The 14,833-nt window shown below is 72.5% G+C and carries 14 protein-coding genes; 12 read left to right on the top strand and 2 right to left on the bottom strand.

What is annotated here, in order from left to right; translation table 11 throughout:
- Positions 1–5 precede the first annotated feature (5 nt).
- The 9 genes from ELX43_RS12550 to ELX43_RS12590 all read left to right on the top strand — a co-directional run bounded on the left by ELX43_RS12550 (position 6) and on the right by ELX43_RS12590 (position 9,857).
- The gene (locus tag ELX43_RS12550) at positions 6–833 is read left to right on the top strand and encodes an FAD binding domain-containing protein (RefSeq protein WP_127783725.1); all 828 of its coding nucleotides are present in this window, start codon (positions 6–8) and stop codon (positions 831–833) included.
- Complete coding sequence (locus ELX43_RS12555) at positions 830–3,538, top strand: molybdopterin cofactor-binding domain-containing protein (RefSeq protein WP_127783726.1); 2,709 nt, start codon at positions 830–832, stop codon at positions 3,536–3,538. The genes ELX43_RS12550 and ELX43_RS12555 overlap by 4 nt, the downstream gene beginning before the upstream one ends.
- Positions 3,535–4,038 (top strand): nucleoside deaminase, encoded by a 504-nt coding sequence (locus tag ELX43_RS12560; protein ID WP_127783727.1) that lies wholly within the window; start codon positions 3,535–3,537, stop codon positions 4,036–4,038. Before ELX43_RS12555 ends, ELX43_RS12560 begins: the two co-directional genes overlap by 4 nt.
- A 169-nt stretch (positions 4,039–4,207) precedes the next feature.
- Positions 4,208–5,284, top strand: a complete 1,077-nt coding sequence (locus ELX43_RS12565; RefSeq protein WP_127783728.1) for an ABC transporter substrate-binding protein — start codon at positions 4,208–4,210, stop codon at positions 5,282–5,284.
- Positions 5,285–5,359: 75 nt separating this feature from the next.
- Complete coding sequence (locus tag ELX43_RS12570) at positions 5,360–6,139, top strand: ABC transporter ATP-binding protein (RefSeq protein WP_241249916.1); 780 nt, start codon at positions 5,360–5,362, stop codon at positions 6,137–6,139.
- 4 nt (positions 6,140–6,143) lie between these two features.
- Positions 6,144–6,929, top strand: a complete 786-nt coding sequence (locus ELX43_RS12575; RefSeq protein WP_164860657.1) for an ABC transporter permease subunit — start codon at positions 6,144–6,146, stop codon at positions 6,927–6,929.
- Positions 6,926–7,723 carry an ABC transporter permease subunit gene (locus ELX43_RS12580; RefSeq protein ID WP_127783731.1) on the top strand — a complete coding sequence of 266 codons (798 nt, stop codon included), beginning with the start codon at positions 6,926–6,928 and terminating at the stop codon, positions 7,721–7,723. Before ELX43_RS12575 ends, ELX43_RS12580 begins: the two co-directional genes overlap by 4 nt.
- Entirely contained in the window at positions 7,720–8,811 is a 1,092-nt protein-coding gene (add, locus tag ELX43_RS12585) for an adenosine deaminase (RefSeq protein WP_127783732.1), read from the top strand. The genes ELX43_RS12580 and add overlap by 4 nt, the downstream gene beginning before the upstream one ends.
- Complete coding sequence (locus ELX43_RS12590; protein ID WP_127783733.1) at positions 8,808–9,857, top strand: 2-oxoglutarate and iron-dependent oxygenase domain-containing protein; 1,050 nt, start codon at positions 8,808–8,810, stop codon at positions 9,855–9,857. The genes add and ELX43_RS12590 overlap by 4 nt, the downstream gene beginning before the upstream one ends.
- Here ELX43_RS12590 and ELX43_RS12595 read toward each other — a convergent pair.
- Positions 9,854–10,504, bottom strand: coding sequence for a class I SAM-dependent methyltransferase (locus tag ELX43_RS12595; protein WP_241248939.1), 651 nt, complete (start codon positions 10,502–10,504; stop codon positions 9,854–9,856). The genes ELX43_RS12590 and ELX43_RS12595 overlap by 4 nt on opposite strands.
- 129 nt (positions 10,505–10,633) lie before the next feature.
- On the opposite strand from ELX43_RS12595, the gene ELX43_RS12600 reads away from it, so the two are divergent.
- Together ELX43_RS12600 and ELX43_RS12605 are read left to right on the top strand one after the other, a co-directional pair.
- Complete coding sequence (locus ELX43_RS12600; RefSeq protein ID WP_241248940.1) at positions 10,634–11,962, top strand: lactate 2-monooxygenase; 1,329 nt, start codon at positions 10,634–10,636, stop codon at positions 11,960–11,962.
- 58 nt (positions 11,963–12,020) lie between these two features.
- On the top strand, positions 12,021–12,818 hold the full coding sequence (locus ELX43_RS12605; protein ID WP_127783734.1) for a class I SAM-dependent methyltransferase: 798 nt from the start codon (positions 12,021–12,023) through the stop codon (positions 12,816–12,818).
- Here ELX43_RS12605 and ELX43_RS12610 read toward each other — a convergent pair.
- Positions 12,815–13,645 carry an NAD(P)H-binding protein gene (locus tag ELX43_RS12610; RefSeq protein WP_127783735.1) on the bottom strand — a complete coding sequence of 277 codons (831 nt, stop codon included), beginning with the start codon at positions 13,643–13,645 and terminating at the stop codon, positions 12,815–12,817. The genes ELX43_RS12605 and ELX43_RS12610 overlap by 4 nt on opposite strands.
- A gap of 160 nt (positions 13,646–13,805) precedes the next feature.
- Between ELX43_RS12610 and ELX43_RS12615 the strand changes: the two genes are divergently transcribed.
- Positions 13,806–14,693, top strand: a complete 888-nt coding sequence (locus tag ELX43_RS12615; RefSeq protein ID WP_127783736.1) for a DUF2268 domain-containing putative Zn-dependent protease — start codon at positions 13,806–13,808, stop codon at positions 14,691–14,693.
- The last annotated feature ends 140 nt before the right edge of the window (positions 14,694–14,833 follow it).

Consider the following 14,833-nt stretch of genomic DNA (forward strand, 5'->3'; position numbering starts at 1 on the left):
GCCTGATGGATCTGAACATCGTGACCGGCTACCGCCGCGCCACCCACCGCGACGACCTGCGGCTCAGCCCCGGCGAGGCGCTGCTCGGCGGCGGCTCCTGGCTGTTCTCCGAGCCGCAGCCCGCCACCACTGGCCTGGTGGACCTCACCACGCTGGGCTGGCCCGCCTGGGAGCTGCCTCCCGAGGAGCTGGGTCCCGAGGTGCCCAGGGTGTTGCGGATCGGCGCCACCTGCACGGTGGCCGAGCTGGCGGCGGCACCGGCGGAGGTCCTGGGCGCCGCGGCGGGCCTGGTCCGCAGCTGCGCCGAGGCGTTCCTCATGTCCTTCAAGATCCAGTCGGTGGCCACCGTGGGCGGCAACCTCTGCCTGGCCCTGCCCGCCGGGGCGATGATCTCGCTGGCCAGTGCCCTGGACGCCGAGGTGCTGGTGTGGACCCCCGACGGCGGCGCGCGGCGCGAGGCGGTGGCGTCGTTCGTCCGGGACGCCGGCCGCTCCTCCCTGCAACCGGGTGAGGTGCTGCGCGCCGTCGACGTCCCGCTGGCGCACCTGCACAGCCGCACCGCGTTCCGCCGGATCGGGCTGGCCCCGCTCGGTCGCTCCTCCGCGCTGGTGATCGGTCGGAGCGACGCCGACGGCGCCACCACGCTCACGGTCACCGCGGCCACCCGCCGACCGGTGCAGCTGCGCTTTGCCGGCGTCCCTGCCGACGGCGAGCTCGAGCGTGCGCTGGGCACCGTCGACTGCTGGTACGCCGACGCCCACGGCGCCGCGGACTGGCGCCGGGCGGTCACCACCACCCTGGCCACGGAGATCTGCGAGGAGCTGGCGTCATGACCATGTCGGTGAACGGTTCCCCGGTGGCGGCCGAGCCCCGCCCGGGCCAGTGCCTGCGCACCTTCCTGCGCGAGCAGGGCGAGCTCAGCGTCAAGAAGGGCTGCGACGCCGGCGACTGCGGGGCGTGCTCGGTGCTGGTCGACGGCACACCCGTGCACTCCTGCGTCTACCCGGCGGTCCGCGGCGAGGGCCGCGAGGTCACCACCGCGGCCGGGCTCGGCACCCCGGACCAGCTGCACCCGGTCCAGCGCTGCTTCACCGCGGCCGGTGGCTTCCAGTGCGGCTTCTGCACCGCCGGCTACGTGGTCACCGCCGCCGCGCTCGCCGACGCCGACGGGCACGTGCACGCCGACGACCAGGAGCTGGGCCGGTTGTTCAAGGGCAACCTGTGCCGCTGCACCGGGTACCGCTCCATCCGCGACGCCCTCGCCGGCCGCGGCAACACCCACGCCACCGGCCCGGCGGCGTTCGGCCGCTCCGTGCCGGCGCCGGCCGGTGCCCGCGTCGTCACCGGCACCGAGCCGTACACGCTGGACCTGCCCGACGCCGGCGTGCTGCACATGCGGCTGCTCACCAGCCCGCACGCCCACGCCCGGATCACCAGCATCGACACCTCCCGGGCCGAGGCGCTGCCCGGGGTCCACCTCGTGCTGACCCACCGCGACGCCCCCGACGTGCTCTACTCCACCGGCCGCCACCAGGACCGCCTGGACGACCCCGACGACACCCGCATGCTCGACGACGTCGTGCGCTTCCGCGGGCAGCGCATCGCCGCCGTGGTGGCGGACTCGGTGGCCCTGGCCGAGCAGGCGGTCGGGCTGATCGGCGTGGACTACCAGCTGCTGCCCGCCGTCGTCGACCCCGAGCTGGCGCGCTCGCCCGGGGCCCCGCTGCTGCACGGCGACAAGGACCCAGACGTCGCCCGCATCGCCGAGCCCGGCCGCAACGTCGTCGCCCAGACCCACGGCGAGGTCGGCGACGTCGCCGCCGGGCTGGCCGGCGCCGCCGCGACGGTGTCCGGCACCTGGCGCACCGCCCGCGTCACGCACGCCTCGCTGGAGACCCACGGCGCCCGCGGCTGGCTGGACGACGACGGCCGGCTGGTGATCCGCACCAGCACCCAGGTGCCGTTCCTGGTCCGCGACGAGCTCGCGCACGTCCTCGGCCTGCCGCCGGAGCGGGTGCGGGTGATCGCCGCCCGCGTCGGCGGGGGCTTCGGCGGCAAGCAGGAGATGCTCGTCGAGGACGTCGTGGCCCGCGCCGTGCTGGCGCTGGGGCAGCCGGTGCAGCTGGAGCTCACCCGCGAGGAGCAGTTCACCTCCGTCCCGTGCCGGCACCCCATGCGGGTGAGCGTGACGCTGGGCGCCGACGCCGACGGCGTGCTCACCGCCATGACGGTGGACGTGCTCAGCGACACCGGTGCCTACGGCAACCACGCCCCCGGCGTGATGTTCCACGGCTGCCACGAGTCGGTGGCGGTCTACCGCTGCCCCAACAAGCGGGTGGACGCCGAGGCGGTCTACACCAACAACGTGCCCTCCGGGGCGTTCCGCGGCTACGGGCTGGGCCAGGTGATCTTCGCGATCGAGTCGGCGATGGACGAGCTGGCCCGCGAGGTCGGGCTGTCCGCCACCGAGATCCGGCGGCGCAACGTGGTGGTCCCCGGTGACGCCTTCGTGGTCAACGGCCCGCCGGGCGACGACCTGGAGTACGGCAGCTACGGCGCCGACCAGTGCCTGGACCTGGTGGAGAAGGCGCTGGCCGGCGGCGACGGCGAGCCGGCACCACGAGGGTGGCGCACCGGCGAGGGCATCGCGCTGTCGATGATCGCCACCATCCCCCCACGCGGACACCACGCCGAGGCGTCGGTGACCATCGACCCCGACGGGTCGGTCACCATCGCGTGCGGCACGGCCGAGTTCGGCAACGGCACGGCCACCGTGCACGTGCAGCTCGTCGCCGAGGAGCTGTGCACCAGCACCGACCGGGTGCGGCTGCGCGCCTCCGACACCGACCACGTCGGCTACGACACCGGCGCCTACGGCTCCACCGGCTCGGTGGTGGCCGGGGTGGCGGTGGCAGCGGCGGCCGCCGCCCTGCGCGCCCGGCTGGAGGAGCTCGCCGGCGGCGGCAGCACCGAGCCGGACGGTGTCCGCCGCAGCGACGGCACGCTCGTCCCCTGGTGCGAGCTGCTCCACGCCCCGCTCACCGCCAGCGGCAGCCACGACGGCGCCCGCCGCTCGGTCGCCTTCAACGTGCACGGCTTCCGGGTGGCGGTGAACCCGGCCACCGGCGAGCTCCGCATCCTCAAGTCGGTGCAGGCCGCCGACGCCGGCACGGTGATCAACCCCGAGCAGCTGCGCGGCCAGGTGGAGGGCGGGGTGGCGCAGGGCATCGGCAGCGCGCTCTACGAGGAGATGCTGCTGGCCGAGGGCGAGGTGCTCACCCGCACCTTCCGCAGCTACCGGGTGCCGCAGATGGGCGACGTGCCCGTCACCGAGGTGCTCTTCGCCGACACCTACGACGTGCTCGGCCCACGAGGGGCGAAGTCGATGAGCGAGGCGCCGTACAACCCCGTCGCCCCGGCCCTGGCCAACGCTGTCCGCGACGCCCTCGGCGTGCGACCCCACGAGATCCCGATGAGCCGCGACCGCCTGTGGCGGCTGGCCCGCAACGACAGTTTCACCACCGAGGAGACACCATGACTATCGACTTCACCAGCCAGCCCGACACCAGCGAGCACGACCAGCGCTGGCTCGCCGAGGCCGTGGAGCTGGCGGTGGCCAACGTGGCCGCCGGCGGCGGACCCTTCGGCGCGCTCGTGGTCCGGGACGGGCAGCTGCTGGCCACCGGCCAGAACCGCGTCACCCGCGACAACGACCCCACCGCGCACGCCGAGGTGCAGGCCATCCGCGCCGCGTGCGCCGGGCTGGGCGACTTCGCGCTGACCGGCGCCGTTCTCTACACCTCCTGCGAGCCGTGCCCGCTGTGCCTGGCGGCCTCGCTCTGGGCACGCGTCGACCGGGTGGTGTACGCCGCCGACCGCGACGACGCCGCTCGTGGTGGCTTCGACGACCGTGCCTTCTACGAGCTGTTCGCCCAGGACCGCGCCACCTGGCCCACCCGCGTGGACGCGGTGCGCACCCCCACCGCCGTGGCCCCGTTCGACGCCTGGCTGAGCAACGTCGCCCGCACGCACTACTGAGCAACGGTCGTCCGGTGCTGAAACGAATGTTTTAACGCCCGCGAAACCTGCGCCGCGCAGGTTCGCAACATGGCGTTCCTACGGTCACCTCGTGCTCGGAGAACGAGCACTCTGCGCCCATTCCGTCTTGTGCCACCACATCCTGTGTCACTGATTCAAGGAGAACCACATGACCCTGTCGCTGCCCACGAGAAGCCGGCGCCACGGGCTCCGCCTCACCGCGCTCGTCGCCGCTGCCACCCTCAGCCTGGTGGCCTGCGGCTCCGACGACGAGGGGTCCGCCGGCGCCAGCAGCTCAGGGGCAGCCGACCACGGCGCCATCACCCTGCAGCTGTCCTGGGTGAAGAACGCCGAGTTCGCCGGCGAGTACTTCGCCGACACCAACGGCCACTACCGCAACGCCGGCTTCAGCTCGGTGACGCTCAACCCGGGCCCCGGTCCGATCGAGACGATGGTCGCCTCCGGCCAGGCCGACTTCGCCCTGAGCAACGCCGTGGCGGCCGCCCAGGTGATCGAGAAGGAGAAGGCGCCGCTGAAGATCGTCGGCACCAAGTTCCAGAAGAACCCCTTCACCATTCTCTCGCTGAAGAACAAGGCCAACATCGCCAAGCCCCAGGACCTGGTGGGCAAGACCATCGGCGTCCAGGCCGGCGGCAACGAGGCCCTCTTCGACGCCCTGCTCAAGATCAACAACATCAAGGCCTCCGACGTCAAGAAGGTGCCGGTGGAGTACGACCCGTCGCCCGTCATCGACGGTGAGGTGGACGGCTTCTTCGCCTACGTCACCAACGAGTCGCTCACGGTGTCGATGTCTGGCCACGAGATCACCAACCTGCCCTTCGCCGACAACGGCCTGCCCTTCGTCGCGGAGAGCGTCATCACCACCGACAAGATGATCGCCGAGGAGCCGGCCAAGGTGAAGGCGTTCCTGGAGGCGGAGATCCGCGGCTGGCAGGACGCCCTGGCCAACCCCACCGAGGGCGCCCGGCTGGCCGTGGAGAAGTACGGCAAGGACCTCAACCTGAGCATGGCCAAGGAGCTCAAGCAGTCGGAGGTGCAGAAGGACCTGATCGTCACCCCCGACGTGACCAAGAACGGGCTCTTCACCATCACCGACGCGCTGATCGGCCAGACCCTCACCACGCTCGCCGCTGCCGACATCAACGTCAAGGCCGACGAGCTCTTCGACCTCTCGCTGCTCACCGAGCTGCTCAAGGACAAGCCCGAGCTGGCCAAGCTGCCCTGAGTCATCCCCCGCACCGAAAGGGCAATCGTGTCGGAGACCCTCACCACCGCCGGTGCCTCGGGAGCAGCTCGCTCCCTGGGCACCGGCGTGCGGATCCAGAACCTGACCAAGACCTTCCGCGTCGGTCGCAAGAGCGTGACCGCCCTGGACGACGTCACCCTCTTCACCGACAAGGGCAGCTTCCTGTCGCTGCTCGGCCCGTCCGGGTGCGGCAAGTCCACCATCCTGCGCATCCTCGCCGGTCTGGAGAAGCCGACCGAGGGCACCGCGCTGGTGGAGGGCAAGTCGCCGCTGGAGCTGCGCCGTGACCACGAGCTCGGCATCGCCTTCCAGGACTCCGCGCTGCTGCCCTGGCGCTCGGTGCTCTCCAACATCCGGCTGCCCTTCGAGGTCTCCGGGCAGAAGCCGGACGACGCCCTGGTGGCCGAGCTGATCAACCTCGTCGGGCTGCAGGGCTTCGAGAAGGCCAAGCCTGCCCAGCTCTCCGGCGGCATGCGCCAGCGGGTCTCCATCGCGCGGTCGCTGGTGGTCAAGCCGTCGGTGCTGCTGCTGGACGAGCCGTTCGGGGCCCTGGACGACATGACCCGCCAGCGGCTGAACCTGGAGCTGCTGCGCATCTGGACCGAGAAGCCCGCGACCACGCTGATGGTCACCCACGGCATCTCCGAGGCCATCTTCCTCAGCGACCGGGTGGCGGTCATGAGCCCACGCCCGGGACGGATCAAGGAGATCATCGAGGTCGACCTCCCGCGCCCCCGGCTGCCCGCGATGATGCGGACCCCGGAGTTCCACGCCCTGCACGACCACGCCTCCGAGCTGCTCTTCGGTGGCGACTCCGCCGGGTCCGGGCAGTGATCCCGTGCTGAGCCGAGAACGGCTGCGCCCTGCGCTGACCGGGCTGGCCGGGCTGGTGTCGGTGCTGGCCGTGTGGTGGATCGCCACCGTCACGGTGCTGGCCGACGCCCGCATCCCCGCCCCGCACGAGGTGGTGCGCTCGGTGCGCGCCGACGGCTGGGGCTTCTACTCCCTGCACTTCGGCATCACCCTGGAGGAGGCTGCGGTCGGGTTCCTCTACGGCAACGTCGCCGCGCTGGTGCTGGCCTCGCTGGTGCTGCTGCTGCCGCTGGCGGAGCCGGTGATCATGCAGGTGGCGGTGATCAGCTACTGCGTCCCCATCGTGGCCATCGCCCCGGTGCTCTACATCGTCATCGGCGTGCCCGACCCGGGTGACCGCTCCGGCACCGCCGTGGCCCTGGCCGCCCTCTCGGTCTTCTTCACCACCGTGGTGGGCACCGTGCTCGGGCTGCGCTCGGCCGACAAGGCCAGCCTGGACGTGGTCACCGTCTACGGCGGCGGCGCCTGGCAGCGGCTGCGCCGGGTGCAGCTGATCTCCGCGCTGCCCGCGGTCCTCGCCTCCCTGCAGATCGCCGCCCCCGCCGCGTTCCTGGGCGCGATCCTGGGCGAGTACGCCGGCGGCATCGACCGCGGAGTCGGCCTGGCCCTGAAGATCTCCCAGCAGAACATCAACGTGGAGCAGGCCTGGGGACTGGGCTTCGGCTGCGCCGTCCTCGCCGGCACGGCCTACGCCGCCTTCGGCCTCGTCGCCCGCTTCGTCACCCCCTGGTCGAAGGGAGCACCCGAATGACCCACGTCCTGCGCGGGCTCGGCCGCACCGTGCTCACCCTGGTGTTCGTGCTGGCCGTGGTCCTGCTGCTCTGGGTCGCCGGGCTGCGCCTGTTCGACGTCTCCTCCTACGTCGGCAAGGGCCCCACCGACGTGTGGGCCTACCTGGTCACCGACTCCGACGCCGCCGAGGCCCGCGCCGAGATCTGGCCGCTGCTGCGCCACACGCTCACCGACTCCGCCATCGGGTTCGTCGCCGGCATGCTCGCCGCCGTCGCCCTGGCCGCGGGCATCGTGCTCTCCCGCGCCGTGGAGAGCGCGGTGATGCCGGTGGCGATGATCCTGCGCGCGGTGCCGCTGATCGCCCTGGCGCCCATCATCATCCTGCTGGTGGGACGGGGATTCACCGCCGTGGCGGTGATGAGCGGGATCGTGGTGCTCTTCCCCGCGCTGGTGAGCATCGTCCTCGGGCTGCGCTCAGTGTCCGCCCAGATGCGCGACGTCGTCATGGTCTACGGCGGCAGCTCGTGGTCGGTGCTGCGCAAGGTGGCCTTCCCGTCGGCGCTGCCGGCACTGTTCGCCTCCATCCGCATCTCCGTGCCCGGCGCCATCACCGGCGCCCTGCTGGCGGAGTGGCTGGCCACCGGGCAGGGCATCGGCTACGCCGTCGTCTCGGCCGCGGCCCGCTCGCAGATCAACCGGGTGTGGGCGCTGGTCGTGGTGATCACGCTGGCCTCGCTGCTGCTGTACCTGCTCGCCCAGCTCGTCGAGAGCCTGGTGCTGGCGCGCTTCGGCACGGAGGCGGGTCGCCGATGACGCTGGCCCCGTTCGCCTTCTCCACCCCCACCCCGCACGACCCGGCCATCGACGCGATGGTGGCGGCGCTGCCCAAGGTCAGCCTGCACTGCCACCTGATCGGCAGCGTCGCGGCGCAGACGGTCGTCGAGCTGGCGGCCAAGCACGGGGTGTCCCTGGCGGGGCGCACCGCCGAGGACCTCTACGACCACCACAGCTACGCCGACCTCGGTGAGTTCCTCCGGGTGCTCGACGTGGTGGGCTCGGTGATCCGCGACGTCGACGACTTCCACCGGGTGACCTACGAGTCGCTCACCGCTGGTGGGGCTGCGCACGGAGTGCTCTACCGGGAGATCCAGCTCAGCCCGCCCGGGCACCCCGACGTGCCCTACCCGCGGCTGCTGGCCGGGGTGGTGTCCGGCATGCGCGCGGCCCGCGCCGACACCGGCATCGACTCCCGCCTGGTGGTGGGCATCAACCGGGAGCGCAGCGGAGCCGACGCGGTGGCGCTGGTGGAGGAGGTGGTGGCCCACCGCATCGACGAGGTGGTGGGCATCGGGCTGGACTACGCCGAGGTCAACGGCCCGCCCGGCCGCTTCGTGGAGGCCTTTCAGCTGGCCGCCCGGCACGGGCTGGAGCGCACCGCGCACTCGGAGTCCGGTCCCCCGGCGCACATCCGCACCCTGCTCGACGACCTCGGCTGCAGCCGCGTCGACCACGGCTACCACGTGGTGGACGACCCCGACATCACCGCGCGCTGCGTGGCCGAGCGGGTGCCGTTCACCTGCACCCCGGTGAGCTCGGACATCGGCCGCTACTCCGGCAGCGGCGACGGCACGCACCACCGCATCCGCGAGATGGTCGACGCCGGGCTGTGCGTCACCATCGACTCCGACGACCCGCCGATGTTCGGCACCGACCCGACGCACGACTTCCGGGTGCTCTCCCACGCCCTCGGCTACGGCCGCGACCAGCTCGCCCAGCTCACGTTCAACGCCATCGACGCCTGCTGGCTCGACGAGTCCGACCGGCGCGACCTGCGCGCCCGGGCAGACACCGTCGTCGCCGGCGTCCCCGACCGCCACACCACCCTGGAGGACCCCTCATGACCACCCCCCGCTTCCACGTCCCGGTCGTCGACATCTCCGCCTACGTGGGCGACGGCACACCGCAGGAGCGCGCAGCTGCCGCCGCAGCCTTCGACGAGGCCGCGCGCACGGTCGGCTTCGTGCAGATCACCGGGCACGGGGTGCCCACCGAGGTCACCGACGCCTTCGCCGCCGCGCTGGACGGGTTCTTCGGGCTGCCGCTGGAGGTGAAGAAGAGCTACCGCACGCCGCCGGAGGTCAACCGCGGGTACGCCCCGCCCAAGACGGAGTCGCTCAGCCTCAGCCTGGGCCTGGCCCCGTCCAACCGGATGCACGACTTCTTCGAGGCGTTCAACGTCGGTGCCGCCGTCTCGGACTACCCGGGCCTGGACCTGCCCCTGGCCGACTACCCGGAGAACGTGTGGCCGGCCGAGGAGGTGACCTTCAGCGCGGCGGTGTCGGCGTACTACGACGAGGCTGCGCGCGTCGCCCGCACCCTCACCAGCCTGTTCGCCGACGCGCTCGGGCTGCCGGCCGGGTTCTTCCAGCGCTACACCGACCACAGCCTGGACGTGCTGCGGATGAACAACTACGCCCTGGACGAGGGCACCATCGAGCTCGACGGCGAGCTGACCGGGATGGGGGCGCACACCGACTACGGCATCGTCACCGTGCTCTGGGCCGACCGCGTCGCGGGGTTGCAGGTGCTGGGCCACGACGGGTCCTGGAACGACGTGATGCCGGCGGAGGGCGCGCTGCTGATCAACCTCGGTGACCTGATGGCCCGCTGGACCAACGACCGGTGGATGTCCACCGTGCACCGGGTGAAGCCGCCGATCGTGGACGGCACCATCCGGCAGCGCCGCAGTGCGGCGTTCTTCCACGACGGCAACGTGGACGCGGTGATCGACACCCTGCCCACCTGCGTCGGGGACGGCTCGGCCTACCCGCCGATCACCGTGGGCGAGCACATCCAGGCCAAGCTGGCCGGCTCGCGTGCCGGGGTGGCCAACACCGCCGCCGACCGCGAGGCGGCCCGGGTGCTGGCCGCGGGCGCCGGCTCCTAGCAGGGCCAGGGCGCGGACGCCGGCTCGGTGGAGGGGTCTCCACCGAGCCGGCGCTTCTCGGCCACGATCGCCCCGTGCGGACGAGCACCAGGATCGGTGCGGGTGTGGATCTCCCGGACCGCAAAACCCGCATCCTGCAGGTGGCCGGCCAGCCTCTCGACCGGCCAGCGGTAGGCCGTGACCACCGCGTGCGCGAAGGCCTCCACCGCCGGTCCCTCGAAGAACCCCAGCAGCAGGCTCCCGCCCGGGGCGAGGCACCGGGCAAGCTCCGCCAGCACAGCCGCGAGCTGCTCGGGTGGGGTGTGGATTGTCGAGTACCAGGCGAGCACACCGGCCAGCGACCCGTCGGGCACCCCGAGGTCGTCCGACGCCGCCTCCCGGAACCGCGCGGCCGGAAAGCGGTCCCGTGCCTGCGCCACGAACGCAGGCACCAGGTCGGTCCCCTCCACCTCCACGCCCGCGCGGGTGAGGAAGTCGGTCCAGTGCCCGGGTCCGCAGCCGGCGTCGATGATCGGGCCGGGGCGGTGCAGCGCCCAGCGCAGCACCAGGTCACGATCCTCTGGGTGCACCGCGCCCATGGCGCCCAGCCTGTCGGCGTACTCCACCGCTCGTTCCCCGTACGCCTGCAGCACCTCGTCAACCGTCACGACGCGAGGCTAGGAGCCGTGTCTGCATCGTCGCTCAGGGACCTGCTCCGCCCCGTGCGACAGGGCACCACCGCAGGGCCGCCCCAGATCTCGCCGTGCGCCGATCCGCCTGCTGCCTAGAGTGGTTCCGTGCCAGAGCAGCCATCGCCCGCAGCCTCCTCCCCGACGACGACCGAGAGCCGCGGCCGGGCCCGGCAGTCGGCGATCTACCGTGACGGTGTCCTGGGGCGACGACCCGCGGTACCGACCGACTTCGCCGAGCTGGAGCGCCGAGCGCGCAAGGCCAGCTCCGCCAAGGCGTGGGCCTACGTCGCCGGCGGGGCTGGCGAGGGTCAGACGATGCGCAACAACCGGGCTGCCTTCGACCGCTGGGCGATCGTCCCGCGGATGGCGCACGGCCAGGCGACCCGCGACCTCTCGGTCACCCTGCTGGGCTCGACGCTGCCGACGCCGCTGCTGCTGGCCCCCGTCGGGGCCGGTCAGCTGATCGACCCCGACTGCGACCTGCACGTCGCGAGGGCCGCCGCGGCCACCGGAGTGCCCTACATCTTCACCAACCAGGGCGGCACCCCGATGGAGGAGACCGCGGCCGCGATGGACGGCGCCCCGCACTGGATGCAGCTCTACTGGAGCACCGACGAGGCCCTGGTCGACAGCCTCATCGGTCGCGCGGAGGCCAGCGGCGCCGAGGCGCTGGTGGTCACCCTCGACACCACGCTGCTGGGCTGGCGCCCCCAGGACCTCAACCTGGGGTCGCTGCCGTTCGCCCAGGGCAAGGGCATCGGCCAGTACACCTCCGACCCACGGTTCCGCGAGATCGTGGCCGAGCGCATCGCCGCAGCCAAGCGCCTGGGCACCTCCGCCGACGTCCAGGTCACCCTCGGTGCCATCAAGTCGCTGCTGTCCATCACCCGCCAGCACCCCGGGTCGTTCTGGACCAACCTGCGCTCCGCCGCGCCGCGGGCGTCGGTGGAGACGTTCCTGGACATCTACTCCAACCCCGGCCTGAGCTGGAGCCACCTGGAGACCCTGCGGGAGCGCACCCGGCTGCCGATCGTGCTGAAGGGCATCCTGCATCCCGACGACGCGCGCCGTGCCGTCGAGCTGGGCGTGGACGCCATCGTGGTGTCCAACCACGGTGGGCGGCAGGTAGACCGGTCGATCGCCTCGCTGGATGCGCTCATCGCCGTGCGCGAGGCCATCGGTCCCGACCCCACCGTCCTGTTCGACAGCGGCATCCGCACCGGCGCGGACGTCTTCGTCGCACTGGCGCACGGGGCCGACGCCTGCCTGCTCGGCCGCCCCTACATGTACGGCCTCGCCGTCGGCGGGCAGCAGGGGGTCGAGGAGGTGATCGCCAACATCGTCGCCGAGCTCGACCTGACCATGGGCCTGACCGGGGCCACGCACGCCAGCGCGATCTCGCCGGACCTGGTCACGCCCAACCCTTCTCGCTAGGCCTGCCAGGGCACGGCCGCGGCCGTAGCCTGGGCACAGGTTTTTGGGAGGAATCGCGATGAGTCAGCCCGACGGTGCCAGCACGTTCCAGGTCAGCGGCGAGATCTACGACGCCTTCATGGGCCGCTACTCCGGCCCCCTGGCCGTCCAGCTCGCCGACGCGTGCGGGGTGAGCCGCGGCCAACGGGCGCTGGACGTGGGCTGCGGCCCCGGCGCGCTGACCGCCGAGCTCGTGCGCCGCCTCGGCGCCAGCTCGGTGGCCGCCTGCGACCCGTCGGTGCCGTTCGTGGCCGCCTGCCGCGACCGCAACCCCGGCGCGGACGTGCGCGAGGGCCGGGCGGAGGCGCTGCCCTTCGCCGACCACTCCGTCGACCTGGCCGTGGCCTCGCTGGTGCTGCACTTCATGTCCGACCCCGCACGGGGCATCGACGAGATGCGGCGCGTGGTGGTGCCCGGCGGCCAGGTCGCGGCGTGCGTGTGGGACTTCGACCGAGGCATGCAGCTGTTCCACGCCTTCTGGGAGGCGGCGGTGGCGGTCGACCCGCAGGCGCCCGCCGAGCTCTACGCCCGGCGGTTCGGCCGGCCCGGCGAGGTGGTGCAGCTGCTCGAGGACCGGGGCCTCGAGCAGGTCAGCGAGCAGACCATGACGGTGCAGACCACGTACGCCAGCTTCGAGGAGGTGCTGGCCGGGCTGATGGCGGGCATCGGGCCGGCCGGGTCCTACCTGGTCGCGCAGCCAGAGGGCCGTCGGCAGGCGCTGCGCAGCGAGCTGTTCTCCCGCCTGGGCTCCCCCGCCGGCTCCTTCACGCTGCAGGCGGTGGCGCGCTCAGCCAGCGGCGTCACCCCCGCTCCCTAGCTGCGGTGCTGCAGCAGCGCCCTGGAGTCGGTGAGGAACGTCTGCAGCGTCCGGGCCGGCTGCCCGGTCGCCCGCGCGACGTCGTCGGTCAGCACCGCGAAGGTGCCGGCCTGCACGCGCTGGAACGTCAGCGCCGTGAGGTCGCGCTCAAAGCCCGCCATCCCGGCCACCGCGTCCTCGATCGTCACCTCTCGGTGGGTCACCGGGCGTCCGGTCGCCGCGGAGAGCAGGTCGGCGGTGCGCGGTAACGAGACTGCCTCCGGGCCGGAGAGCTCGTAGACCTCACCGACGTGCCGCGAGTCGAGCAGCGCCTGTGCGGCCACGGCGGCGATGTCGCGGGCATCGATCCAGGCCACGCTCGCCCCGCCGCTGGCGAACGCCAGCTCGCCGGCGTCGACGACCTGGTCGAGGTAGAAGCGGGAGTCGGTGAGCACCTGCATGAACCAGCTCGGCCGCAGGATCGTCCAGGCGCGAGAGCTGGTGCGCACCGCCTGCTCGGCCCGCACCGCCCAGCCCTCCGGCGCGTCCTTCTCCGACAGCAGCACCACCCGCGTCTCGGGCGCCGTCTCCGCCAGGAACGCTCCGATCAGCTCGGGGGCGTCCGCACGGTCCGGGCGCACCAGGTACACCGCGTCGACGCCGCCGGTCGCCGCAGCCCACCCCGCCGGCTCGTCCCAGGAGAAGGCGGTCGGACGCACCCCGTGCAGGGTCACCGCGGACGGGTCGCTGCTGCCGCCGAGCACCTCGACGTCACCGCGCGCGACGAGCTGCTCCGCCAGCGCCACGCCGGTCTTGCCGCGCACCCCGGTCACCAGCACGCGCGTCATCCGGTCGAGTGGTGTTGCTGTACCCGTCATGACAACCTCCCGCTGCGTCCACCGCAGAACCGCTCTCACCTCGGGCAACAGCGGTGCGGCCTCAGGTATGCCTGCCGACCGTGCGACCTCAGTGGACAGTGCCGCGGCGGGAGGGCTTACCGTCCCCGGCATGACGATCACCGTGCTGGACACCGCGACGGCCATGGACGCGGTGCTGCGCGCTGAGGCGTCCGCGCGCCCGGAGCTCCTGCGCAGGGCGCTGGCGCCGATGGCGGGCATGTTCCGGTACTTCCCGGGTGAGGTCGACCTGGTGGCCATGCACGCCATGAGCTTCGGGTTCCCGCTGGATCGACGCGGGGACGAGGTGCGGGAGGCCCTCTCCCGGTTGCAGGCCGCGGACGCGTGGCGGCGGATCGAGCGGGCGCTGGCTGAGGCGGTCGACATCCAGACCCGCGCCACCCCACAGGTGCAGGTGCCGGACATCTCGGTGCTCCTGGTGCTCGGCGACCCTGACGACGAGTACTTCATGGGGCCGGCGCGCGGGTTCAGCGGCAACGGAAGCGCCACGGGCTACCTCTCGCTCACGCTCTGGCCGACCGAGGAGAATCTGGGTCGGCTGGAGGCGGCGGCCGTCCACGAGCTCAACCACAACCTGCGGTACGCCCCCGGCGGGGTGGTCTGGGACCCGGCGTCGGTGGTGGTGGGTGAACAGGTCGTCTCGGAAGGCCTGGCCGACGCCTTCGCCCGCCAGCTCTACGGCGACGCGCTGGGCTACACCCCCATCGGTGGCGCGCACCTGGCCGACAACGCCGTCTTCGCGAAGGTGGTGTCGGGGCTCGACGTGGGCGGGATGCAGAACTTCGCCGCGTGGGTGCACGGCGACGCCGCCGCCACCCGGTTCGGCGCCGCACCGGTCGGGGTGCCCACGGGGGCGGGCTACGCCGTCGGCAACCGGCTGGTCGACGCCTACCTCGCCGCGACCGGCACCAGCGCAGCCGAGGCGCTGCACGTGCCCAGCCGGGAGATCATCGACGTGGCCCTCGACTCGCGCAGCTGACCTAGCACTCGCCCAGCGTTCGCCCGTCCGCGACGTCGCAGAGTTTCCCGAATTCCCCACGAAATGCACTGCGCCTCAGTAACGTTCGATCGTCATAGTCAGGTGGGGATGCGAGCAGGGGTGACGTGGTGGCGTACTGG

The organism is Rhodococcus sp. X156 (assembly GCF_004006015.1).
Classification (GTDB): Bacteria; Actinomycetota; Actinomycetes; order Mycobacteriales; family Mycobacteriaceae; genus X156.

What these genes read in the sequence shown, in the direction of transcription:
- ELX43_RS12555 (WP_127783726.1), top strand. Translation starts at nt 830, where the DNA reads ATGACCATGTCGGTGAACGGTTCCCCGGTGGCGGCCGAGCCCCGCCCG.
- ELX43_RS12615 (WP_127783736.1), top strand. Translation starts at nt 13,806, where the DNA reads ATGACGATCACCGTGCTGGACACCGCGACGGCCATGGACGCGGTGCTG.
- add (WP_127783732.1), top strand. Translation starts at nt 7,720, where the DNA reads ATGACGCTGGCCCCGTTCGCCTTCTCCACCCCCACCCCGCACGACCCG.
- ELX43_RS12550 (WP_127783725.1), top strand. Translation starts at nt 6, where the DNA reads ATGGATCTGAACATCGTGACCGGCTACCGCCGCGCCACCCACCGCGAC.
- ELX43_RS12605 (WP_127783734.1), top strand. Translation starts at nt 12,021, where the DNA reads ATGAGTCAGCCCGACGGTGCCAGCACGTTCCAGGTCAGCGGCGAGATC.
- ELX43_RS12610 (WP_127783735.1), bottom strand. Translation starts at nt 13,645, where the DNA reads ATGACGCGCGTGCTGGTGACCGGGGTGCGCGGCAAGACCGGCGTGGCG.
- ELX43_RS12590 (WP_127783733.1), top strand. Translation starts at nt 8,808, where the DNA reads ATGACCACCCCCCGCTTCCACGTCCCGGTCGTCGACATCTCCGCCTAC.
- ELX43_RS12580 (WP_127783731.1), top strand. Translation starts at nt 6,926, where the DNA reads ATGACCCACGTCCTGCGCGGGCTCGGCCGCACCGTGCTCACCCTGGTG.
- ELX43_RS12560 (WP_127783727.1), top strand. Translation starts at nt 3,535, where the DNA reads ATGACTATCGACTTCACCAGCCAGCCCGACACCAGCGAGCACGACCAG.
- ELX43_RS12565 (WP_127783728.1), top strand. Translation starts at nt 4,208, where the DNA reads ATGACCCTGTCGCTGCCCACGAGAAGCCGGCGCCACGGGCTCCGCCTC.